The 23,221-nt window shown below is 44.4% G+C and carries 25 protein-coding genes, 1 tRNA gene and 1 other RNA gene; 5 read left to right on the top strand and 22 right to left on the bottom strand.

What is annotated here, in order from left to right:
* The 4 genes from prmA to JNG37_RS04105 form a co-directional block, all read right to left on the bottom strand.
* Entirely contained in the window at window positions 1-954 is a 954-nt protein-coding gene (gene prmA, locus JNG37_RS04120) for a 50S ribosomal protein L11 methyltransferase (RefSeq protein WP_158456271.1), read from the bottom strand.
* Window positions 955-1,028: 74 nt separating this feature from the next.
* A complete protein-coding gene (locus JNG37_RS04115; protein ID WP_158456269.1) occupies window positions 1,029-2,015 on the bottom strand; it encodes a hypothetical protein in 987 nt (328 codons plus the stop codon).
* A 35-nt stretch (window positions 2,016-2,050) separates the two neighbouring features.
* Window positions 2,051-2,521: a DUF3013 family protein gene (locus JNG37_RS04110; RefSeq protein ID WP_158456267.1), complete on the bottom strand. Its 471-nt coding sequence runs from the start codon at window positions 2,519-2,521 to the stop codon at window positions 2,051-2,053.
* 1 nt (window position 2,522) lies between these two features.
* On the bottom strand, window positions 2,523-2,858 hold the full coding sequence (locus JNG37_RS04105; protein ID WP_158456265.1) for a MazG nucleotide pyrophosphohydrolase domain-containing protein: 336 nt from the start codon (window positions 2,856-2,858) through the stop codon (window positions 2,523-2,525).
* A 69-nt stretch (window positions 2,859-2,927) separates the two neighbouring features.
* On the opposite strand from JNG37_RS04105, the gene JNG37_RS04100 reads away from it, so the two are divergent.
* The 3 genes from JNG37_RS04100 to JNG37_RS04090 all read left to right on the top strand — a co-directional run bounded on the left by JNG37_RS04100 (window position 2,928) and on the right by JNG37_RS04090 (window position 4,579).
* Window positions 2,928-4,202, top strand: a complete 1,275-nt coding sequence (locus JNG37_RS04100; protein ID WP_158456263.1) for a replication-associated recombination protein A — start codon at window positions 2,928-2,930, stop codon at window positions 4,200-4,202.
* Between the two features lie 103 nt (window positions 4,203-4,305).
* A non-coding RNA gene (ssrS, locus tag JNG37_RS04095) (6S RNA) lies at window positions 4,306-4,499 on the top strand.
* Window positions 4,500-4,506: 7 nt separating this feature from the next.
* Window positions 4,507-4,579: transfer RNA gene (locus JNG37_RS04090), tRNA-Lys, on the top strand.
* 163 nt (window positions 4,580-4,742) lie between these two features.
* Here JNG37_RS04090 and nrdG read toward each other — a convergent pair.
* The 15 genes from nrdG to JNG37_RS04020 form a co-directional block, all read right to left on the bottom strand.
* Window positions 4,743-5,315: an anaerobic ribonucleoside-triphosphate reductase activating protein gene (gene nrdG / locus JNG37_RS04085; RefSeq protein WP_158456261.1), complete on the bottom strand. Its 573-nt coding sequence runs from the start codon at window positions 5,313-5,315 to the stop codon at window positions 4,743-4,745.
* Between the two features lie 15 nt (window positions 5,316-5,330).
* Window positions 5,331-5,822, bottom strand: a complete 492-nt coding sequence (locus JNG37_RS04080; RefSeq protein WP_158456259.1) for a GNAT family N-acetyltransferase — start codon at window positions 5,820-5,822, stop codon at window positions 5,331-5,333.
* A 1-nt stretch (window position 5,823) separates the two neighbouring features.
* Window positions 5,824-7,170, bottom strand: coding sequence for a bifunctional metallophosphatase/5'-nucleotidase (locus JNG37_RS04075; RefSeq protein ID WP_158456257.1), 1,347 nt, complete (start codon window positions 7,168-7,170; stop codon window positions 5,824-5,826).
* Window position 7,171: 1 nt separating this feature from the next.
* A complete protein-coding gene (locus JNG37_RS09980) occupies window positions 7,172-7,306 on the bottom strand; it encodes a hypothetical protein (protein ID WP_014638808.1) in 135 nt (44 codons plus the stop codon).
* Window positions 7,307-7,512: 206 nt separating this feature from the next.
* Window positions 7,513-9,684 carry an anaerobic ribonucleoside-triphosphate reductase gene (gene nrdD / locus JNG37_RS04070; RefSeq protein ID WP_158456255.1) on the bottom strand — a complete coding sequence of 724 codons (2,172 nt, stop codon included), beginning with the start codon at window positions 9,682-9,684 and terminating at the stop codon, window positions 7,513-7,515.
* A 145-nt stretch (window positions 9,685-9,829) separates the two neighbouring features.
* Window positions 9,830-11,335: a quinol oxidase gene (locus JNG37_RS04065; RefSeq protein ID WP_238336253.1), complete on the bottom strand. Its 1,506-nt coding sequence runs from the start codon at window positions 11,333-11,335 to the stop codon at window positions 9,830-9,832.
* A 208-nt stretch (window positions 11,336-11,543) separates the two neighbouring features.
* The gene (locus JNG37_RS04060; RefSeq protein WP_261979842.1) at window positions 11,544-12,773 is read right to left on the bottom strand and encodes a bifunctional folylpolyglutamate synthase/dihydrofolate synthase; all 1,230 of its coding nucleotides are present in this window, start codon (window positions 12,771-12,773) and stop codon (window positions 11,544-11,546) included.
* A 201-nt stretch (window positions 12,774-12,974) separates the two neighbouring features.
* A complete protein-coding gene (locus JNG37_RS04055) occupies window positions 12,975-13,874 on the bottom strand; it encodes a helix-turn-helix domain-containing protein (RefSeq protein WP_158456253.1) in 900 nt (299 codons plus the stop codon).
* A gap of 113 nt (window positions 13,875-13,987) precedes the next feature.
* Window positions 13,988-14,311: a DUF1292 domain-containing protein gene (locus tag JNG37_RS04050; protein WP_158456251.1), complete on the bottom strand. Its 324-nt coding sequence runs from the start codon at window positions 14,309-14,311 to the stop codon at window positions 13,988-13,990.
* A gap of 10 nt (window positions 14,312-14,321) precedes the next feature.
* Window positions 14,322-14,741 (bottom strand): Holliday junction resolvase RuvX, encoded by a 420-nt coding sequence (gene ruvX / locus JNG37_RS04045; RefSeq protein ID WP_158456249.1) that lies wholly within the window; start codon window positions 14,739-14,741, stop codon window positions 14,322-14,324.
* Entirely contained in the window at window positions 14,741-15,007 is a 267-nt protein-coding gene (locus JNG37_RS04040; RefSeq protein ID WP_158456247.1) for an IreB family regulatory phosphoprotein, read from the bottom strand. The genes ruvX and JNG37_RS04040 overlap by 1 nt, the downstream gene beginning before the upstream one ends.
* A 113-nt stretch (window positions 15,008-15,120) precedes the next feature.
* A complete protein-coding gene (gene spx, locus JNG37_RS04035; protein WP_158456245.1) occupies window positions 15,121-15,519 on the bottom strand; it encodes a transcriptional regulator Spx in 399 nt (132 codons plus the stop codon).
* A gap of 176 nt (window positions 15,520-15,695) precedes the next feature.
* On the bottom strand, window positions 15,696-16,841 hold the full coding sequence (gene recA, locus JNG37_RS04030; RefSeq protein WP_158456243.1) for a recombinase RecA: 1,146 nt from the start codon (window positions 16,839-16,841) through the stop codon (window positions 15,696-15,698).
* Between the two features lie 49 nt (window positions 16,842-16,890).
* Window positions 16,891-18,072, bottom strand: a complete 1,182-nt coding sequence (locus tag JNG37_RS04025) for a competence/damage-inducible protein A (RefSeq protein ID WP_158456241.1) — start codon at window positions 18,070-18,072, stop codon at window positions 16,891-16,893.
* Window positions 18,073-18,231: 159 nt separating this feature from the next.
* Window positions 18,232-18,417 (bottom strand): hypothetical protein, encoded by a 186-nt coding sequence (locus JNG37_RS04020; RefSeq protein ID WP_158456239.1) that lies wholly within the window; start codon window positions 18,415-18,417, stop codon window positions 18,232-18,234.
* An 88-nt stretch (window positions 18,418-18,505) separates the two neighbouring features.
* Here JNG37_RS04020 and JNG37_RS09855 point away from each other — a divergent pair, with 88 nt between their 5' ends.
* Both JNG37_RS09855 and JNG37_RS09850 read left to right on the top strand, forming a co-directional pair.
* The gene (locus JNG37_RS09855; protein WP_238336252.1) at window positions 18,506-18,952 is read left to right on the top strand and encodes a helix-turn-helix domain-containing protein; all 447 of its coding nucleotides are present in this window, start codon (window positions 18,506-18,508) and stop codon (window positions 18,950-18,952) included.
* A gap of 34 nt (window positions 18,953-18,986) precedes the next feature.
* Window positions 18,987-19,361: a hypothetical protein gene (locus tag JNG37_RS09850; RefSeq protein WP_238336251.1), complete on the top strand. Its 375-nt coding sequence runs from the start codon at window positions 18,987-18,989 to the stop codon at window positions 19,359-19,361.
* 20 nt (window positions 19,362-19,381) lie between these two features.
* On the opposite strand, the gene JNG37_RS04010 is transcribed toward JNG37_RS09850, so the two are convergent.
* The 3 genes from JNG37_RS04010 to mutL all read right to left on the bottom strand — a co-directional run bounded on the left by JNG37_RS04010 (window position 19,382) and on the right by mutL (window position 23,202).
* Window positions 19,382-19,933, bottom strand: coding sequence for a DNA-3-methyladenine glycosylase I (locus tag JNG37_RS04010; RefSeq protein ID WP_158456237.1), 552 nt, complete (start codon window positions 19,931-19,933; stop codon window positions 19,382-19,384).
* Between the two features lie 694 nt (window positions 19,934-20,627).
* Window positions 20,628-21,218 carry a Holliday junction branch migration protein RuvA gene (gene ruvA / locus JNG37_RS04005; protein ID WP_158456233.1) on the bottom strand — a complete coding sequence of 197 codons (591 nt, stop codon included), beginning with the start codon at window positions 21,216-21,218 and terminating at the stop codon, window positions 20,628-20,630.
* A 40-nt stretch (window positions 21,219-21,258) separates the two neighbouring features.
* The gene (mutL, locus tag JNG37_RS04000; RefSeq protein ID WP_158456231.1) at window positions 21,259-23,202 is read right to left on the bottom strand and encodes a DNA mismatch repair endonuclease MutL; all 1,944 of its coding nucleotides are present in this window, start codon (window positions 23,200-23,202) and stop codon (window positions 21,259-21,261) included.
* Between the last annotated feature and the right edge of the window lie 19 nt (window positions 23,203-23,221).

The raw sequence follows: 23,221 nt of genomic DNA, 5'->3' as shown, positions 1-23,221 counted from the left end.
CTAGCCTCCAATCACACCTGAGCGGTCAGCGGTTTTCTTGAAGATACAGCAATTCCACTCACCCTGAATCATGTGGGTCTCAAGGAAGAAGCCAGCCGCCTCCGCAGATGCTCGCACCATGTCCCACTTGTCCGCAATGATACCGCTCATAATCAAGTAACCCTCGTCCTTGACCAGACGGTAGGCATCCTCGGTCAGATGGATGAGAATATCCGCCAAGATATTGGCAACGATGACTTCCGCTTCAATGTCAACGCCACGAAGCAGGTCGCCTGCCGCGACATGGATGTTACCCGTATGGGCATTGAGGTCAATGTTTTCCTGGGCCACACGCACCGCCACTTCATCCAAGTCATAGGCATAAATCTCCTTAGCACCCAAGAGAGAACTTGCAATGGAGAGGACGCCTGAGCCTGTGCCGACGTCAATGACCGTTTCGCCACCACGCAAGACCTGAGAAAGAGCAAAGAGGCTCATCTTGGTCGTCGGGTGGGTGCCCGTACCGAAAGCCATGCCTGGATCCAGGCGGATAATCTTCTCACCAGCAGTCGCCTCATAGTCGGTCCAAGATGGCACAATGGTCAAATCGTGGGTAATGCGGGCTGGCTCATAGTATTTCTTCCAGTTGTCCGCCCAGTCTTCCTCTGCCAACTCCTGACTTTCTAGGCTGACCTGACCAGTTTCCAAGCCAAAGCCGGTCAAATCCGCCAAGCGAGTCGCCAAGTCTGCCTTAACTTCCTCAATATCCACAGAGTCAGGATAATAGGCCGTAATCGCAATCATATCCGACTGCTCCACCTCGGGATAGAGTTCACCGAAACGGTCCTCCTGTCCCACATAGTCAGCCGAGTCGCTAATTGCCACCCCCTGACTGCCCGTTTCAATCATCAGATTTGAAACTGCTTCTTCTGCATCACGATGAACGTGAATGGTTAATTCTTGCCATGAGTTCATGTTTGTTTCCTTTTGTAAATTTCATTTTCCCAAACGCTTCAATACAGTTTACTTAATTACAAGCCAACTTATAACTAATCTGATTGAGCATTTTCTTGATTATAGATACTTTCCCATATCGTTTTCAGATCGTCTTGCTCTGTTGTATGCACCAAATTGTTATCGTTACTTCTATTGACAACCTTACCAGAAAGTATAGATATGGCTATTGCAAGAATAAATAGTATTACAGGCACTAATAAGAGATTAACGAGATTAACGAGATTAACGAGATTAACGAGATTATCAAGATTAAATATATCACCTAGTCTTAAATCAAAAAATTGAACATTTCTGGACAATTTTTCATTGCTGTTGGCAAAAAATAGTCCCTGTATCATCAATAAAGTAAATAAAGTTGAGCAGCCTACCAGCCAACCTGTCACCCAAGCTCCATTTGCCTCTGACTTTGAATTTTGAGATTGAGTTGAATTTGCCATTTGTATCCTTCCTCCCCATTTTTTAAGCAATTTCCTATAATTCTCATAAGTTTCTTCTACCAAACGACTATACCGCTTATTTTTATTTTCCCTATTAAACCAAAACAAATAATCTTTTGCCCCCATAGTACTTCTATAATCAAAATGATACTTGAGTAAAAACATAGCAAACAATCGAACAAACTGAGAGTTCATCGTATTCAACTTTTTAGACTTTTGGACAGTTGCCTCAGACTTCTCAAATAACGATAATCCTCCTACCTTAATTTGTCCGTTTGTAGTAGAAGATTTATCATCCTCCACTGTAACAACTTCACTATTCAAAATATACTTATCCAAATGAACAATCATAATATTACTAAACCATGTAAAAGAATATTCCTCCACCTTTTCAAAATTCGGAAAAATCCTAAGAGCTGTTCTCACTGTCTGTGCATCATCTAATGTCAACTCATATTTTGAAGCAACTGCAAACAATTTTTCACGCCAACCAGACTTTGTATCTAAGGAATCACTCAGTGTTTGATTGGAAACCCAAAATGCCATAATTGCCCCTAGGATAGCTGCTGTAATCTCTTTCATCACGTTTCCCTCTTCACCATATTACTTCACTTCTCCTAATACCTCGGATATGGGTAAAACTCCCCTTCCACCAAGTCTGCTCTGCCTTTTTCAAAAGCCTCACCGTCCCAAGAAATTACAAATTCTTGGGCTTCTGGGTCCGCCAAAAAGTCCATGAGGTCATCTAAACCTTGGTCGGCAGTGTCCTTGAGAAAACCTGCGAAGTAGGTCAGAAACTCTGCTGAAAAGCCCTTCTTGGCGTCAAATGGCAGAGCGACCAAGTAGTCTTCCTCGTCAAAGCGAGACTTGTCCTGGTTGTAGAAAAGGACATACTCCTCTAGGAAAATATCCTCCGCAGAGGCATTACCTTCATCGTCCACCGTTTCAATCCCAGCCGCGTTCTGTGCTTCCAAGATGAAAGCCAACTCAACTGCGTGGTTTTTCTTGTCCCAATTAAGCTCGTAATCGTAAGTAAAATGTTTGTCCAGTGCCGCTTCCAGCACATCTAAAAAGCCATGTTTTGCCATTCTATTTCCTCTTTTCTATAAATTCCAATAAATTTATTTCTCGACCGTATTTGACGGAAGCCTGCTTGTCTTTCTCCAAAATGGACTTGGTTAAATCTAGTTGATTCACCGCCGCCAAGGCTACAGCATAGTGAATAACATCAGCTAATTCTTCTGCCAGACGAGCAGAGCTGTCGTCTTCGCCATCCATCATCTTGCGGCCTGCACGTTGATTCAGTAGCTCTGCCACTTCACCAACTTCTTCCACTAATTTCATAAAGAGACTTTGCTCCGGAACTGTCGTCCCATAGTGGTCACGCAAGTATTCTTCCAAAACACTCACCGTCAACTCCGCCATCTTCGTTTCTCTCCAAATCCTAAAATTGTAGTATAATGATTATACCATAAATGCACTGAAAGGAAGCCTATGCCAGCCAATCTCGCCCTTCGTATGCGGCCCAAATCCATTGATGATGTCATCGGTCAAGAACACCTAGTCGGTCCTGGAAAGATTATCCGTCGCATGATTGATGCCAATATGCTGTCATCCATGATTCTCTACGGTCCGCCGGGGATTGGCAAGACCTCGATTGCGTCCGCCATTGCTGGTACGACCAAGTATGCCTTTCGGACCTTTAATGCCACGACCGACAACCAAAAACGCCTGCAGGAAATCGCTGAAGAAGCCAAGTTTTCTGGTGGCCTGGTCCTCATGCTCGATGAGATTCATCGCCTCAACAAGACCAAACAGGACTTTCTGCTTCCTCTTTTGGAAAATGGCAATATCATCATGATTGGGGCAACGACTGAAAATCCCTTCTTCTCAATTTTACCTGCCATTCGCAGTCGGGTACAGATTTTTGAATTGCAGCCTTTGCAAACCAGCCACATCCGACAAGCCTTGGAACTGGCTCTGACAGACAGCGAACGCGGTTTTGATTTTCCTGTTACCATTGAGCCTGAGGCTCTGGACTTCCTAGCTAATGCTACCAACGGTGACCTTCGTGCTGCTTACAATTCGCTAGAACTGGCTGTGCTATCGACCAAGGAAAGTGACGACGGTAGTCGCCACATTGATCTAGACGCTGTGGAAAATAGCCTGCAAAAGTCCTACATCAGCATGGACAAGAACGGCGATGCCCACTACGACATTCTCTCAGCCCTGCAAAAAGCTATTCGAGGCAGCGATGTCAATGCCAGCCTCCACTACGCCGCCCGTTTGATTGAGGCGGAAGACCTGCCTAGTCTGGCTCGTCGCTTGACGGTCATTGCCTATGAAGACATCGGCTTGGCCAATCCAGAGGCTCAGATTCATACGGTGACTGCCCTTGAAGCTGCCCAGAAAATCGGATTTCCAGAGGCACGCATTTTGATTGCCAATGTAGTAGTCGATTTGGCTCTTTCTCCCAAGTCCAATTCTGCCTATCTAGCTATGGATGCAGCTCTGGCTGATTTACGGAAAAACGGTCATCTACCTATTCCAAATCACCTGCGAGACGGCCATTATGCTGGTAGTAAGGAGCTGGGAAATGCCATTGGCTACCAGTATCCGCATGCCTATCCTGAAAAATGGGTGGACCAACAATACCTGCCCGATAAGTTACTGAATGCAGACTACTTCACCGCCAACAACACCGGAAAATACGAGCGTGCCTTGGGCATGACCCAAGAAAAAATCAAACAACTGAAAGGGAAAAGTTAGCCTCAAAAGCTAGCGCAACTAGTTTTTTGCGACACCGCTTACATTTTTTGCCGATTTTCTCTTGATTTTTCCAAAAAATATGGTAATATTAAATCATAAATAAGAACTGCTGTGGTATACGAATTCATACCTATGTGTTGACCGACTATTTTTGTATTACTAGGGAGACAAAGATCTTTTGACAGTATGCAGGCTGGTTCACCCAGAAGCAACTAAGTCAGAAACACGTCACCCACCTGCTTTTAGCGTGCGGGATCAATACAATCTTTGAATAACCGGTACCAATACAGCATTTTTATTTTGCCCTTCCTTAGCTCAGCTGGCAGAGCAGCGGACTCTTAATCCGTGGGTCGTAGGTTCGATCCCTACAGGGAGGATTTTCATATATCTCCGAAGCCTTGTCCTGCAAGGCTTTTTGCATGTCAAAATGTCTATTTGGTCATCTTTGATCAAAAAACACCAGCTGCCCAGGCAAAGAGGACAACTGGTTATTATTGTTTGCTTTTAGCTCAAATTATCTGGGAGATAAATGAATACCCATCATTTCTCCAACCTCTCCCAAATAACTACCTTTCCTTGTTTGAGCGACCTTTGCACATCAATGATGCGTTGGTTGGAAGAGCCTCTAAATTGCAACATGAGGTTGCGTTTGCTTTTGTCATAGCGGCCATCTACGAGAATATCCAAATGACTGAGTAGCTCTAGCTTGTCTGGCGTTTCCTGCATCAATTCTTCCCATGTGTAGCCTGTCCAGGACCAGATATCCTTGTCTGGCAATTCCTCCCGAACTAGCTTGACGAGTGGGAGGACCGTACCTGTGTTCAGAAAGGGCTCGCCACCCAAGAGGGTCAGACCCTGTACATAGGGCTGAGCCAAGTCTGCTAAGATGCGATCTTCCAGCTCCTTGGTGTAGGGAATCCCGGCCTTGAAGGACCAGGTGGCAACGTTGTAGCAACCGGGGCAGTGAAAGAGGCAGCCGCTGACATAGAGGGAGCACCGCACGCCTTCGCCGTCCACAAAATTAAAGGCCTTGTAGTCCATAATCCGTCCCTGACTGAGCTCCTCACTCTTCCACTCGCCTGGTTTGGGATTGTTCCAGCTCTTTTCCGTCATAGCTACCTCCTTCTGTTAGCCAATCCAGTAACGCTCTACTCCTTCGCGGACATCTTCTAGGCTACCGCCACAGGATATAATCGTGCGGCGACTGGCTTGATTGTCTGTCGAGCAGGTCACGAGGACCTTGGAAATATTTTTGGTTGCAGCTTCCTGCAAACCGAGTCGCAGTTGTTCCTTGGCATAGCCCTTTCCACGCTCGGTCGGGCGAATGGAATAGCCAATATGACCGCCTTTATTGAGCAGGAAATCGTTGAGCCGTAGGCGTAAACTAAGAAAACCAAGGGCTCGACCTGTTTGGTCAAATGATACATATTGAATGGAAGGAACAAAACCGTCTGGTAGGTTTAGGCCTGCTTCATAATCTTGGTTTCGCAAAATCCAGTCTTCAAAGTCCACATCTTTGGAGATAAAGCCTCCGTCCATAGCAGAGCCTGCTGCTTCAAACTCGGCCAACATATCCAAAATCGTTTCCTTATCTGCCACAGTTGGTCTTCTTAGTTCCATACTAGCCTCCATATTGTCTCTTGAAAAATTCGCTGATAATGTCAATATCCAGGCCCAAGTCTTGCACAATTTCTGCCTTGTGGAAATCGTCATAGTTGTCTTTGCCGCTCCAGACAAAAGAGTTGGTCACAATCTGATAGACCTTGTCTGGCTCGACTGCTCTGCCATTAACCATAAAACCCTCACCGTCTGGGATAATGCCCCACATCTGAGGGTGGAGGCCGGTCTGCAAGCTAGTCACCAAATCACTGCCCTTGATAGCAACCAGCAGGACACGTTTGGAAAAGGGCAAGACCTTAACTAAGTCTGAGTAGTAAATCGGTCCTGCCGACAAGGAAGCCCGAATGCCGAAGCCGTTGATAACCGCACCGTCCGCCTGCAAACCCAACTGACCGCCCCGCTCAAACAGGGCCTGACAAATGACAGGAGCTAGACTGGATACCCCTTGACGAATGCTGTCTCGTTCTCCATCTAGCGCCTGAGGTAAAGTCGCTATCGGTTTGGAAAAAGCTGCGTCACGTTCCGATTTCATCTGGTCGATAATGGCCTTGACCGCCCTGTCTTCTTGGGTCAGTTTTTCCACCTCAATCAAGTCATAGGCCAGGACTTCATGTCGCCCGTCTGCAAAACACCGCAGGGATAGATGACCGACAAAGCGACCGTATTGACCTGCTTGGCAAATGCTGACGCTCCCTACTTGAGTTGGTTCTTTCAAGATTGTGTGGGTATGTCCACCCAAAATCACATTGACTTCTGGGAAATCCTTGGCCAAATTCACATCTTCATCATAGCCTAGGTGACTGAGTACGACCAGATGAGCCGATGAATTCTGGCTCACAATCTGGTCCACCAATCGCCGCAGAGCTTGTTTATGGTCTTCAAAAATCACATTCTCCGACGGTGAAGCAACCTCCTGGGTTTCCAGAGTCGTCAAACCGAGGACATAGAGGTTTTTCCCATTCATATCAAATTCAAGGACATCCTCAAGCGGCACCAATTCATCAGCCGCCTCCTCGTCACGGTAGCAGAGATTAGAAGACACAATTGGAAACTGGGCAAAGTCATCCAAGCGACTGAGCAACTCATCTCCATGGTCAAATTCATGATTCCCCAAGGTCATGGCCTGGCAACCAATTTGATTCATTAGCTCGATTTCCTTAACCCCTCGGTACATATTGAAAAAGATGTTGCCCGAAAAAAGATCGCCGCTGTCAAAGACAAAGGTCGGAACCCTTTTTTGCTCATTACGAGCTCGAATATCCGCAATCAGTTGCGCCTTCTTTGGAAAATTCTCCATGTAGGAATGCATATCATTAGTATGGAGAATGCTGATATCTGTAAAATCCATATTATTTTTTCTTATTCTTGGCTTGCTTGAGCAATTCCTGCACACGCGCCTTCTTGTCCTGTTTCACATTGGAATTCTTCTCATGATAGCGTGCCACCAAGGCCTTGCCCTTGTCGTCTAATTGGTATTTTCCCATTATTTTCTCCTTTTTATGTAGTCGTTCAGTTTACTTTTAGTACTAGGCAACGAGCTGTAGGCAGTACTGGCGTACGGCAAAGCGAGTTAACGACGTAATAAAAGATAAACTGGATGACGATGAAATAGCAGAGCTATTAATTGTTTCCACTATTATAACAAACTTCCGTAGTTCCTCAAAACTACGGAAGCCCTCATGTCCATTCTTTATAAACTAGACCCGTTCATGTGTTTGACACGGGAAATAATTTCCTTGTGGCGACCCTTGACCATGGGTCTGGCCTGCGGATTGCCTAAGTAACCACAGGTCCGCTTGACCACGTCAACTGTTTTAGGATCGCTATTGCCACAGTTTGGGCACTTGAAACCACGCTCTGTCGGCTCGAAGTCCCCCTCAAAATCACAGGCGTAGCAATGATCAATCGGAGTATTGGTCCCCAGATAGCCCACACGGTCATAGGCATAGTTCCAAACAGCCTCCAAGGCCTTTGGATTTTGTTGCAAGACAGGGTACTCACAGTAGTGGATAAAGCCACCGCTGGCACCTGCCTCCACATAGACCTTTTCAAAGTCCAGTTTTTCAAAGGGAGTCGGATTTTTCCGTACATCATAGTGGAAAGAGTTGGTGTAATACTGTTTGTCGGTGATGTTTTCAACCAGACCAAACTTCTCCGTATCCAAGCGGCAGAAACGATCCGTCAGGCTCTCAGACGGGGTCGAATAAACAGAGAAATGATAGCCGTATTGGTCCGACCAAGCCTCTGTCAATTCCTTCATCCGCTTGATAATGGCAATCGTAAAGTCCTTGGCTTCTGGATTTTCCTCCCACTGCCCACCGTAGAAAACTGTCGCCACTTCATAGAGTCCTATATAACCCAGCGAAATGGTCGCTCTGCGATTTTTGAAAACCTCATCCACCGCATCGGTCTTGGCCAGTCGCTTGCCGAATGCCCCATACTGATACAAAATCGGTGCATTGGCAGGTATCGCCTCTTTTACTCGTTCCACACGATAAACCAAGGCATCCTTGGCAATGGCCATACGTTCTGCAAAGATTTCCCAGAACTTATCCATATCTCCTGCAGACTCCATAGCAATCCGTGGCAGATTGACAGTCACGACACCTAGGTTCATACGACCAGATGTCACATCCTGCCCATTTTCATCTTTCCAACCTTGAAGGAAAGAGCGGCAGCCCATTGGCACCTTGAAGGAACCTGTCAACTCAACAATCTTGTCATAAGATAGCATATCTGGATACATCCGCTTGGTTGCACATTCTACTGCCAGCTGCTTGATATCATAGTTTGGCGAATCAGGCTCCAAGTTCAAGCCCCGCTTGACTGTGAAAATCAACTTTGGAAAAATAGCTGTTCGACCTTCTCGCCCCAGGCCCTTGATACGAATATTGAGAATGGCCTTTTGAATTTCCCGTTCAAACCAGGAAGTTCCGAGGCCAAAACCAAGCGAGGTAAAAGGTGTTTGTCCATTGGAAGTAAAGAGGGTGTTAATCTCATACTCCAAAGACTGCATGGCATCGTAGATATCCTTTTGAGTCTTGGCACGCGCATAATCTTCCTGCTTGTCTGGCAAAACCCAGTCCGTTGCTTCCTTCAAATGTTTCTGATAATTGAGTTCCGCATAGGGAGCTAGCACCTCATCGATGCGATCAGCTGAGCAACCTCCGTACTGACTAGAGGATACATTGGCGATAATCTGCGAAATCTGTGCCGTAGCCGTCTGAATCGACTTGGGACTCTCCACATCCGCATTCCCAATCTTAAAGCCCTGAGCCAACATCCCCTTGAAATCAATCAAGCAACAGTTGGTCATGGGAGTATAAGGGCTGTAATCCAAATCATGATAATGTATATCGCCTTTTTGGTGGGCATTGGCCACATGGGCAGGCAAGAGTTTGAGGCCAATGGATTTTCCAACGATCCCCGCTGTCAAATCCCGCTGGGTATTGAACACATCCGCATCTTTATTGGCATTTTCATTGACCAAGGCTTGATCCTTGCTCAGCAACTTGTGAATTTCAAAGTTAATATCGGTCGCCTGATGTCGACGAAAATCTCGCTGGGTTCGGTACTGGATATACCGCTCTGCCAGCTCATACAAATGAGCCTTGAGCAACTCCTGCTCCACAATGGTTTGGATTTCATAAATCTGGATATCGCCTGTAAAACGGCGTCCAATCTCTTGCAAGCTTGCCTCTAAAACCAGCTGCAAACCAGCCTCTGACACTGGATGTTCTAACTCCTGATTGGCCCGCGAAAGAGCAGAAAAAATCTTTTGCTCATCAAAGGACACCGTCCGACCATCTCGTTTCAAGACAACCAAATCCAAGGTTTCTAAGTCGTTTTCTCGCACATTCATCTGACTGGCCTCCATTTTTCACTGGTTATAGTGTAACATTTCACAAACAATTAATCAATATATTGTGGAATTTTTTTTAAAAATGTTTGACATGCACTATATATAGTTTCATAATGCAAAAAAATGACTGCATTTGCAATCATTTTCAATTATTTTTTTCATATAAACGGAACTGCGTCAAATTCAAATCCAACTCCGAATAAGAGGAGTCCAAGGTAGCCTGAACCTCCTCCAAAACCGGTATATCCTTGTTGACCAAGATATACTTAGCATTGGTCCGGTTCAAATCATAGACAAGGGTTGACTTGCTCAACTCCGTTTCCAAATAAGGTTCAGCGGTGATAACCGTTGCCGATGAAAAGCGCTGGGCAGATAGATACAGAAGGGCACTATCATCCCAAGCAAAGATAAGGTCGCTCTGGCTAGTGTTTTCCTGAATGTACCGCGCCACCTCTTGTCTCTCTTCACGAACATAATCCTGAGTAATGTACTGGTAAAACGGCTGCCCGATGAAAAATCCAACGACTAGAAGGGGCAGATAGAAGGACCAGCCAAGGTAAGAAAAGTCTTCTCTCTCCTCCTCTTCCTTAAGACTCATGGCAATTAAAATGAGGCCATAAGGTACCAAAACCGTCGCCTGACTCCAGTCACCATTGGCATTATAGACGATGAAAACAGTCTGCAAAAGCATGGTCAGTAGGACAAATACGCGAATAAAGGCATTTGAGGCACGATTGGGGAGGAAAAGAGATTGGAAAATTCCTCTAAAAATACCTGAAACTAGCAAAAAGATAGCCAGATAGAGCGATGACTGCAACTGGAAGCTAAAGTCAAAGTTAAAGAGGAAGGTCTGTTGGATAGCCAAACCCAAAATCTGTTCAATAAAGGTATAGTAGCCGACAGAGTATAGGACCAAAAGGAAGCCAAAAATAGAAGCTAAGGTTTGATAAATCCCCCTTGCAAGCTGACGGTGACGGGTATTGAAGACCAAAAGGACCAACTGAGACACCACCCAGAGGATAATGGCCTTGGGATAAATCAAGAAAACCAAGGCTGCATCAATTCCAAATAGGATAAAGCTCTCATCCTTTACAGCCCTTTCGAAATACCGCACCAAGAACCATACCGAGGTCAAGACAAACGGCAAGGCATACAAAGGAGCCGTAATCCCACCTATGTTCAGGGCCCCAATCAACAGGTAGAACCAGCTAAGCAACTGATTCGCAACCTCTCTTGAACGCGCAAAATAGGCTAAAATCTTATGAAGATAAATCCCTGCAATGACCAGACAGAGAAATTGGAGAAGCGCCAAACCGATGCTGGTTTGAAAAAAGCTCCCCAAGTAGGTCAATAGATAAAACAGAATCCCGCTAGTCCCAAAGAAATCACTGTAAGGAACTTGGCCAGCTTGCATGGCTACACCAGCATACAGATTCTGGCTTTGAAGATTAGACGCTAAAAAGGTCAAAAAGGGATTGGCAACACTCAAAAGACTCAACAATAAGCTCCAAAAAAGTGGCAACCAAACTGCGACCTTGTAATCTTTGGGGTTGAAGTCCGTAGGTTCTTCAACAGCACGGCTTGCCCTTTTTCTTCTTTCTGTACGTGACAAATGGCTATCTTCTGAATGAGAAGCAATGAATTCCGTCATAGTTTTCTCCTTGCTATAATCTCAATCATTATATCAAAAAGACTGCTCCTTGTCACTCTTCTCCCTGATTTCCCTTACCTGGGCCAATTGTTCCAACTGGCGAAAGCTATACCATCCCGTCACCTTTGGCTGGGACTCAGTTTGATAGGGTATTCTTGTTTCCATACTTATCTATTCGAAAAAAGGATGACATTCGCCATCCAACTTCTTATTTTTTTTGATCCAAGAGCCATTTTCGAACTTCTGAGATAAAATAGAGAGAACCCGTCACAAACAGTCTGCCTTGCCCCTCTTTGAGCCAGGTTGCTAACCAACCTTGGTAGTCCTCAGCCCAGGCCCCCTGCCACTGCAAATCCTCTTTTTTTACAGCCCCATCATATGAAAAACTTGTTAAAACAAGCGTCGCCTCCGGCAATTCTCTTTCTAAACAAGCTAGCATCTCTTGAAAATCCTTGCGTTTCAAAGCCGAAAAAAGAATCGTCTGAGGACCATCCTCCTCTTTGATAAAAGCCACTAAGCTCTCAATAGCCGGCAGATTATGGGCACCATCTAGATAAATTGCAGGTTCTGACACTAACAATTCCAAGCGCCCCATCCAGCTTGTCTCTGCCAAAGCTAACGCAATACATTCTCTCTTCCATTCTTTCCCCAACAAAGGCAAGAGCAAACGACTGGCCTCCACAGCAAGTGCTGCGTTCTTGCGCTGATGATCCCCCTGCAAACCAAGTTGATCCAAATGGATTTCTACACCCTCTGACCAGAATAAATCTTCATTCCAACCAAAATCACGACCAAATTGATAGACTTCCGTTTCCTTAGCGCTAGCAACTTGCAGACATACCTGCTGGGCTTCTAGCGGCAAATCACCCAGGAGGACTAGACGATGTGGTTTGATAATCCCTGCTTTTTGATAAGCAATATCTTCTATCGTCTCGCCCAACAAGTCCTGATGATCCAGACCGATTGAAGTAATCAAACTCATTAGCGGATCAATGACATTGGTCGAATCATGCAGACCACCAATACCCACCTCAATCAGCGCTAGGTCCAAATCCTGGTCTTGAAAATAGAGAAACATGACCAGAACCATTACTTCAAAATATCGAAAGCCCTCATAGACCTGCGCGACTGCTACCTCTAAATCATGCACTTGCCTAACCAATTCCCAAAATCGAGGAGTAGGAATCGGCTCTGATTGTATCAAGATACGGTCCTCGATGGTCACCATGTGGGGGGAGACAAACCGCCCCACACAGAGTCCATGACTTTCTAGGATTTTTTGCAAGAAAGCAAGGGTCGACCCTTTTCCGTTGGTCCCAGCCACATGGACAAGTGGCACCTTCTCCTGCGGATTGCCCAAGAGTTCCAAGGCATAGCGCATCTTTTCTTCTTTAAAGCGGAAAACCTGACCTTGTTTTCCATCTAACCATTCTTTCACCTGCCACCTCCATCCTACTATACTAGCAAGTTGCGGGTAATTTTGCAAAAGAAAGGTCAACTAGGAAATCCACCAATCCTTCCAATTGGTCAATACAGCTGTCAGACTAGATAAGAATACAAACATGAGAAGCAAACTCCTTTTCTTTTTGCCACTAGTGTACTGTTTCCATAACAAAAAGAACAGGACATAAATGTCCTGTTACTGGGTCTCCTCTTTCCAATCTTCTTCCAATTGCTTTACTAAATGCGAATTCCCAATCAACTGGGCAAAAGCAATGGCTTCTTGATAATAATGAAAGGCTTGCTCTTCTGATTTTTCCACATGTCGGGCGTATTTCCAGCGCAACATGGACAAGATAGCTTTTTTCTGAAAATCCTGGGTGGCTTGCATGATACGATCAATCGCTTCAAATAGATCCGGCATCGGATGATGGACATGCCAATTTCCCAAAAGACCAACAATCGCAAACAAGAGGTCTCGCAAAACAAACAAATCGGCCTTGGCCAAATGATTTTGCTGCGTCAGCAAGGTCTTAATCAGTGCCAAGAGTTGCTCTTTGGCGTTTGAATAATCTGGATGATAGCGCACATGTTCCACAAACAGTCGGATAATCAGCAAGTCATTGAGGCTAAATCGATCCTTGATCTGAATTTGATGAAAATATTCAGCAATGATGCCATGCCCAAAATCACTGGTCTTGGTCTCGATCACATCATAGGTGGATTGGAGGGCATCCAAGGCGACCTGTTCATCCTCAGGCAAGTCATCATAGTAGTCCTCATACACCGTCTGAAGCAAGTCCGCCCGCTGTTGCAGCAAGTCTGGATGACCATAAGTCGGTGTCCGCAGCAAGTCATACTTGATTTGGAGATAGGCGGCAGGCAAGGGTTTGTAGTCAGGCATCAACTGATAGAGACTGACTCCCAAGCGCTTGGCAATACTATTCATCTTAGATAGGGTTGGCTTGGATTTTCCAGCCTCAATCCTTCCTAATTGACGGACAGAGATTTCTTTTTCATCCTCGCACAGCTGTTCCATGGTCAAGCCCTTTTCACGCCGCAATTGCCGCAAGCGTCTTCCGAATCCCTTGTCGTCCATAGCACTACTCCAAAACCTTTTTCTCTTTAATATTATACTAAAGTAATCCAGTATCGACAAGATGATTTTCTGAAATTTACACAAAAAACGATTGCTTTCGCAACCGTTTCTGTTTAGCCTTCTTCTTCGATGAAACTGTTGAAAACTTCTTCAATCATATCCCACTCTGCAGTCGCATCTTCTGGGATTGGTTGAAGGTCGCCTTCCGTACCATTTTCATTTTCAATGAATGAGTAAGCTTGAATTTCAATCTCGCCGTTCTCATCTTCGTCTGCTCCAGCAGGAACAAGCAAGACATAGTTTTTACCAAATTCTTCTTGGCCATCGATAGTCAAAAGAATCTCGAACAGGGTTTCATTTCCTTGGTCGTCAACGAGGGTAATCATTTCGCGCTCGTCGTGGTTGTGATCGTGGTCATGGTCATGATGATGTGACATGGTATTCTCCTTAAAATGTTCTATCTAAATAATTTTGTAAAATCAGCTGGGCAGCCAATTTATCAATAACTTTTTTGCGCTTATTGCGGCTGACATCTGCCTGTTCAATCAGCATACGCTCGGCAGCCACTGTAGTCAAACGTTCATCCTGGTAATCAACTGGGAGTTGAAACTCCTTTTCAACCAAGGAACCGTAGGCTTGACTGGCCTCCACTCGGGGACCACTTGTATTGTTCATGTTCTTGGGCAAGCCAATAACAAATTTTTCTACCTTGTATTGTTCAACCAGCTCGCGCAGTCTGTCCAATCCAAAGACACCCTTTTCTTCATCGATTGCGATGATTTCCAGACCTTGGGCGGTAAATCCAAGTGGGTCTGAAATGGCAACACCAACTGTCTTTGAACCGACATCTAATCCCATAATCCTCATTAGAGGTCAATCCCGTTGTTCTTCAAGTAGAAGCGAACCAATTCTTCTACGATTTCATCGCGCTCATACTTACGGATTTGATTACGAGCGTCATTGTAGCGTGGTATGTAAGCTGGGTCTCCACTCAATACATAGCCAACAATCTGGTTGATTGGATTATACCCTTTCTCGTCTAACGAGCGATACACATTGGTCAAGGTTTCACTGATTTCTTGTTTATTGGTATCATCTAAACGGAAACGGACAGTTTCTTCTGTAAATCCCATACACACACCTTCTTTCTTCTTTATTATATTCTATTCATTATAGCATAAAAGCGCTTAAAACTCAATAAGAACGCAGAAAAGAACCCTTTAAAACAGAGTTCTTTCCATCCATCTTATAGAGCTGCCCTCATTCTTGCCTGGGCGTTTTCAACATTCCGAACAGAGCGAGGAAGAAAAGCGCGAATATCGTCTTCTTTATAACCAACCTGCAGGCGTTTCTCGTCAATTAAGATTGGGCTTTTTAAGATACGCGGATTTTCAGTAATCAAATCGATCACTTCACTGACGCTTAATTCTTCAATATCGCATTCCAAACTTTTGGCATAACGGTTTTTTGAAGAAACGATTGAAGCAATCCCATTTTCTGTTTTTGTTAAGATATTCAAAATTTCTTCCTTGGTAATGGATTCCTTACCGAGGTTGTGCTCATTATAAGATAGCTGGTGAGCATTCAGCCAATTTTTTGCTTTTTTGCAACTTGTACAACTAGAAACAGTATAAATTTTAATCATGTAGGCACTCCTTTGCTACATCGTCCTATACACATTATAGCCCATTATACCACATTCTAACTCAGTCTGAAGACCTATTTTTCGATTTCTTTAGATTTTTTAGGAGAATTTCCTCTTTTTCAACCGTTTTCCTAAAAAATGAGAGAAAAAAGTTTAGGTTTCCCCAAACTTCTTCCTTAGTCTTCCAATTCGATGCCACCGTCCAAGTCCAAAACAACATCTTCAACGCTGTCGATAGCTGGAGCAGTGTCTTCTTGAACTTCCGCTTGGTCATCTTCAATCAAGCCATAATGCACACGAATCTTGCGATCAATTTCTTCAAAAATAGCTGGATTTTCTGCCAAGAACTTCTTAGCATTTTCAGAACCTTGACCAATCTTATCACCGTTGTAAGAGTACCAAGCTCCTGCTTTCTGTATGATGCCAAGATTGCTACCAATTTCAATCAACTCACCAGTTTGTGAAATCCCCTGACCGTACATGATTTCCACGACAGCTTCCTTAAATGGAGGAGCTACCTTGTTCTTCACAATCTTAACCTTGGTTTCTTTACCGACGTTTTGATCTTTCTGGTCACCAGTACCCTTGATTTGTGTATTACCACGAACATCCATACGAACTGATGCATAGAATTTCAGCGCACGGCCACCAGGTGTTGTTTCAGGGTTACCAAACATAACACCCACTTTTTCACGCAACTGGTTGATAAAGATTGCAATGGTTTTGGTTTTGTTAATAGAAGCCGATAACTTACGCATAGCCTGACTCATCATCCGAGCCTGCAAACCAACGTGACTATCACCGATATCACCATCGATTTCTGCACGTGGGACTAGGGCAGCAACAGAGTCCACAACAACCAAGTCAACTGCACCAGAGTCGATCAACTTGCCTGCAATTTCAAGACCTTGCTCACCAGAGTCTGGCTGTGACAAGAGCAACTCGTCAATGTTGACACCAAGAGCTGCCGCATAAGCCGGATCCAAGGCATGCTCCGCATCGATAAAAGCAGCAATTCCACCTTCTTTTTGCGCCTGTGCAACCGCATGAAGAGCAACGGTTGTTTTACCTGATGACTCAGGGCCATAAATTTCAATGATACGGCCTTTAGGATAGCCACCAGCACCCAAGGCAATATCAATGGACAAGCTACCTGAACTCATTACTTGCACTTTTTGCTCAGCCCGCTCACCAAGGCGCATAATGGCACCTTTACCAAAATCCTTTTCAATTGTTTTTAAGGCATCATCGAGCGCTTTTTTACGCTCATCACCAAATTTTTTCGTAATATCTTCTAATTTTTTACCAGGTTTTTTTGCCATTTCTTTCTCCTCTTTTGTAATCAATCCATTATAGCAAAGTTTTACTGTTTCACAAAGTTTTTCGCACGAAATCAAGGGCCTGCATCACTGCCAATTGACGAATGTGACTCCAGGAATACCCTCCCAGGTCCACCTCCATTTGGGCAATCCCAGAGGTACTTGCCAGAGCAAGACAAACCTTGGCAATGACGTTGTCCTCTGTCGATTCAGGCTTGATACGCACCGACACAGACAACCCCAAATCCGCTTGCAAATCCTGCCGAATGCGACCAGCTTCTTCCCAGCACCTGCCCGAACCTGTTCCCTGCTGACCGATGACTTTCCCACCGCTAAAATAAGCCTGATTTTCCAGAGCCAGGCTCAATTCAGCCTGCAAGAGGCCACCTGTACCTTGCTCCACGATGGCTATGCTTTCTTGTTTCGCCACCAACCGATCCGCTACCGTTTGTACCAGGCTATTTTCTTCACCATAGGCATAGAAGTAATCTGCCAGTTTGTCACGTTGCAAGATTTCTTCTTCCAACTGATTCAGACGTTGATCTGCAACTTCTTGGCTGGTTGCCTTGGTAGATAATCGAAGCGTGACTTCTCCAACTTTTGCATACGGAGCAAGAGTCGGGTCTGTTTGCTTGTCAATCAAATCTGCCAAAACAGTCACCAACTGACTTTCCCCTATTCCAAAAAAGCGTAGGACACGAGAGTAGAGTTGTTGACTTGACTGAATAAGCAAGGGCTGTAAACTTCTTGTAAACATAGCCTTGAGTTCGCTAGGCGGACCCGGTAAGACAACATAGGACACCCCATTTTGCTCAATCATGCCTCCAACTGCCAAACCAGTTGGATTTTGCAAGGCAAAGCTTCCCTCAATAATCTGTGCCTGACGTTCATTGTTAGGCGTACGGACACGACCTGGCCGACTGGCAAAAAAGCGGTCTAATTTTTCCATAGCCTCATCATCAAAAACCAAGTTTCTACCTAAGAAGGCCGCCAAGGTCTGCTTGGTCAAGTCATCTTCCGTTGGACCCAGACCTCCACACAAGATAACCAAATCACTGCGTTGGCTAGCCACCTCCAGAACAGACAAAAGCCTGCTTGCATTATCCCCTACAGCTGTGTGGAAGTAAACATCAATTCCAAGCTCTGCACATTTCTCCGAAAGGAACTGGGCGTTTGTATTAACGATTTGACCTGTCAAAATCTCTGTCCCAACTGCGATTAGTTCTGCTTTCATATTCCTCCTCTGATAAAGATACAGTTACCTGCTCATTTATTCATTCGTAAATCCGTCACAATCTGGTTCATTGTATCATAAAATGTCAAAAATCTCTTGAATTTTCAAGAGATTTTGATAAATAATAGAGTCTATTTCTTCGATTCCAGCCTATCCCTTTCATCGATGAAAACGAGTGAGGTAAACAAAGGTTATCGCAATAATTAGAACGAGACAGTGCATGGCATACACGACTGAATACTCCGAAGCATAATTTACACCTGTCATGCCTAGCCACTCATAAACTAGGGTAGGTACCAGCAGATAGGCTACAACAAATGGAAATTTTTTCTTGAACCAGTTCATAAATCTCACCTCTTTTTTGTATATTATTATACAATAAAACTGTAGCGATTAGTAAATTTGTACACTTTATTCATATTTTGGAGGCATTATGCGTTGGGATTTTGGAAGTATTTATAAAATGATTAGAGAGTCCAAGGGACTGACACAGGAACAAGTCTGTGGAAATGTTCTTTCACGAACAACTCTTGCTAAAATTAAGAACAATCAATCCATGCCTAAGTTTGAAAATATGATTTTCTTACTGGATCAAATCAATATGAGCTTAGAAGAATTTCGGTATATCTGTAACCTGTATCAACCCAGCTTACGACAGACTATTTTCAATAGAATATATCATTACAGCTCGTCATCAAACCGTTCTAATCTAAAGGATATTCGTGAACAATGCGAAAAACATCTAAAGACGCATCACGATATACCTATCGAATATATCCTTGACATGGTAACGGTTGGGATTGCTGTCCGCGAACATGGTTTTTTTACAGCCGTCCCAAGAACAGCAAATTGTTACTCAGAAAATGTGGAGTATGCTTGAAAAGTAAGATACTTGGTATGAGCGTGACCTAAAGATGCTCAATGCTATTTTGTTTCACTTTCCTCTAGAGCAATTGCCAGACATTACCAATAAGATTATAGACAGCCTTAAAAAATATACGGATTATTCTCAAATCTCTGATACCAAACACAGCTTGTTGAGCAACCTAGCCACCATCTACCTTTATAACCATCGCCTAAAGGAATGCGAAAAAATTACTTGCCTTGCATATGATTTTGCCAAACAAACCAAACGTTATGACCGACTTGGCTTTTCTTCCATTCGACTGGGAATCTGTCAGAACAATCAGGAATTAATTGATCAAGGATTGACAATTCTTGAATTAACTCAGGAAGAAACTTTATTAGAAACCATGCGTATCGAGTTGGAAAAATTCTACAAAAAATGAGCTGGATTATTCCGCTCATTTTATTTATATTGACAATTTACCTCATGCTCATTCAGCAAACCCGCCGCCTGTAAATAAGAATAAACACAGACAGGACCGACAAATTTGAAGCCTCGTTTTTTCAAATCTTTGGACAGGCGTTCGGACAGGGCATTCTTGGTCGGCAAATCTCGGAAGGACTTGACAGGATTGTCAATCGGTGTAAAGCCAACCCAATCCCAGAGATAATGATCAAAGCTCCCAAACTCCTCCTGTACTCGAAGAAAGGCCTGAGCATTGGTACGGGTTGCATACAGCTTAGCTTTGTGACGAATGATGTATGGGTTAGCCAGCAGTCTATCCAACTCACTGTCTGTCATAGCTGCAACCTTTTGAACATCGAAGTTGAAAAAGGCAGAGCGGAAAGCCTGGCGTTTGTTGAGGACAATTTCCCAAGAAAGTCCAGCTTGATAGGACTCCAAGCAGAGCAACTCAAACAGAGCCCACTCATCATGAAGCGGCTTGCCCCATTCTTCATCATGGTAAGCAATATATAAGGGATTATTGGGATTGACCCAAGCACAACGGGACATAGAAACTCCTTATCGGGAATAACTAAGATGCACTAGAGACCTACTAAAAGTTGCAGTAAAAACAAAGAAAGTCACTACTTGCTTCGTTTCACCTAACTCCTTAGTATCTGGACACGACATGAGCCACAAAAATCGATATTATTTTTGTGGCGAGTTAGTAAGGTAACTAGGCAAGTCGCAAATAGCGATTGCCGTAGTGGGAGCAGGAAAGAATTCTACAGATAAAAAAGAATTCGTCTTCCTGCCCCCGCACAGTTGATTAGGTCAGATTTGAAGTGTGAAACACGAACAAATCTGCCAATCAACCACTGCGCTGAGATGTTGACTCAAACTTTGAGTAACAAAACAAAACTTTTTAACCATCATATTAGTACGTTAATTGAACACGGACTAAGGACTGTGAGAAACATAACCCTAAATCCTAAATATCACCGAATAACGCAGTTGACATCTGGCAAGAGGCGTCGTTAAAACTCGCCTCTTACCTAGCTGTCATTGCGGAGGCCTCACAACGAAATTTCTAGCAAAATTTCTGTTCGCCCGTCTATTTTCTCTTTGTCCTTTACGTCCTTTGTATCTTATTACTTGAACACGGCTACGATACTTTGCAAAAAGATAAAGACTTCCTAGATGCCAAAGCATCTGCGTCAGCTTTCCTATTTTGCTTTGTATCGTTTAACGCCTTAGTATCCTATCACTTCATCAACATTTTGAGGGCTGACTTGATGTAGTTTTCTGCGGTGTCGTTGGTACCGTCGAAGAATTTCTTGATTTTCTTGAGTTCGGCTGGACGGTAGCCAAGAGCTTCCATAGCCTCCATAGCTTCATCGAGGGCGATATTTTCACTGGATGGTGCTACTTGTTGAACAGGACCCGCTTCTTCACTCATGACAAACTTGCCTTCCAGGTCCAAAATCATTTGCTGGGCTGTTTTTTTGCCTATTTTTGGAAACTTGGTCAGATAGGTAATATTCTTCTGCTCAATAGCCCGCACCAGACCGTCGTTATCATCAACTGCAATAATCGCTAGAGCTGTTGTCGGACCGATGCCTGAAACAGAAATCAGGCTGAGAAAAACAGATTTTTCAGCTTCTGTCATAAATCCGTAAAGCAAATGAGCATCTTCACGAATCACTTGATGCGTATAGACAGTCACTTCTTGGTGGACCTGCCCAGAGTAAGCGTAGGGATTGGCCACCTGCAAGAGATAACCTACTCCATGCGTTTCTACTACAATATACTTTGCAGTGATTTTTGTTAAAATTCCTTTGATATAGTCGTACATATACTTCCTTTACTAGTGTGTCAACTCTTTGTCAACTATGTTAATACTTGCCTAGTTCACGTAGACTCGTATGATTTTCCTGAATGCGACGGAACATCTTCTCCATATCCGATTTGCTAAAATGAACTAAAACTGGACGGCCGTGCGGGCAGTTATAAGGATTTTGACAATGCGATAATTGCCGCAATAAGTCGCGTGCTGAATAGTCATCCAAAGCATGGTTGGCCTTGATTGACCGTTTACAGGACATCATGATAGCCAACTCTGCCCGATACTGCTTGATGGACACCTGATCGGTCAAGAGCAACATATCGCACATCTCATAAATACCTGACTCAATCTCCTCTTCCTTCATCCAGATAGGATGCTCCCGCAAGATAAACTGGTTGACACCATACTCTTCCAAGTTGACACCAACTTGACGGAGGGCGTCCATTTTGTGAATCAGATTCATGGCATCATTTTGAGGGAATTCAAAGATATACGGTACTAATAACTGCTGGGCGGAGTTATCTACCTGACCAATCTTTTCCCGATAATATTCATATTTGACCCGCTCCTGTGCGGCGTGTTGGTCAATGATGTACAATCCTGTCTTCCCTTGTGCAAACAGGTAAGTCCCGTGCATCTGCCCAAAGTATTCCAATTCTGGAAAGGTTGAGGTTTCCTCTTGGTCTAGTTTATCTGCTAATTTAGCCAATTCTTTTGAAGACAGGTGGGGATGGTCGAGATCTTCCAGTTCCTCTTCTAATCTCTGCGCAAATTTGATGTTGACAGACTTGTCAACTTCTTTTGTCTTTTCTGTCAAGCCGGTGTCTTCTTCCAAGGGTTTGATTTCCTCGGAAACTACTTCTGGTTTTAAGTAGAAATCCTGCTTAAGGGTATCATAGTAAAGATTACTTTCCTTGAGAGGCAAGGTTCCCTGCTCTACCTTGACCTTTACCCTCGGACGGGTGCTAGACTGGGCAAGGTTTTCAAGAGCGTCAGGAATCAGGTCCTGTTCCTTAAGAGCCTTGAAAATAGCCTCGCGAATCAGGGTCATGAGTTCCTTTTCCTTGGAGATGCGGACCTCTTGCTTAGTCGGATGGACATTGACATCAGCAAGATAGGGGTCAATCTCAATGGAAATCACAGCCAGCGGAAAACGACCTACCATGAGCTTGCTGCCGTAGCCTTCCAAAATAGCACGATTGAGCAAGAAATTCTTGATGTAGCGACCATTGATGAAAATGGAAATATAGTTGCGGTTGGCACGAGTCAATTCTGGCAAGGAAACATAACCCGATACACGAAAATCCAGGTCTTCCGCCTCAATCTCCACCATTTTTTTGGCAGAAGCGATGCCGTAAATGCCTGAAATAGCTTGACGAAGTTTACCTGTTCCTGCCGTACGCATCAATTCTCGCCCTTCGTTAACTAGGATAAAGGAAATTTCAGGATGGGCCAGGCTCAGTCTGTTGATGATGTCTGCGATATGCGATAACTCCGCTTGTTGACTGCGGACATACTTGAGACGGGCTGGTGTATTGTAAAACAGGTCCGAAACGATCATCTGGGTGCCGACTGGGCGGCTGATCGGCTCCTCCGACTCGATCACTCCGCCTTTGGAAACCAGACGCAAACCATGAGCGTGCTGGTCTGTCGCCGTTTCAATGGTCATGTGACTGACAGAGGCAATCGACGGCAGGGCTTCACCACGAAAACCCAAAGTCCGAATGCGGAAAAGGTCTGCCTGATTTTTAATCTTACTGGTCGCATGACGTCGCAGGGCCAATGCCACTTGGTCAGGAGCAATCCCCTCTCCGTTGTCTGTGATTTGAATGGATTTGAGTCCAGCTTCTTCAATGCGAATCTCAATCTGGCTCGCACCTGCATCAATCGAGTTCTCCACCAACTCCTTGACCACGCTGGCTGGACGTTCAATCACCTCGCCCGCCGCAATCTGGTTGGCTAAAATCTCTGGTAATTCAATAATTTGTGACATGATATTCTTCCTGTATGTT

Origin of the sequence: Streptococcus suis, assembly GCF_016775005.1 — a bacterium.
GTDB lineage: Bacteria > Bacillota > Bacilli > Lactobacillales > Streptococcaceae > Streptococcus > Streptococcus suivaginalis.
Note: the sequence above shows the minus strand (reverse complement) of the source record. Positions and strands in the feature narration are given on the sequence as shown.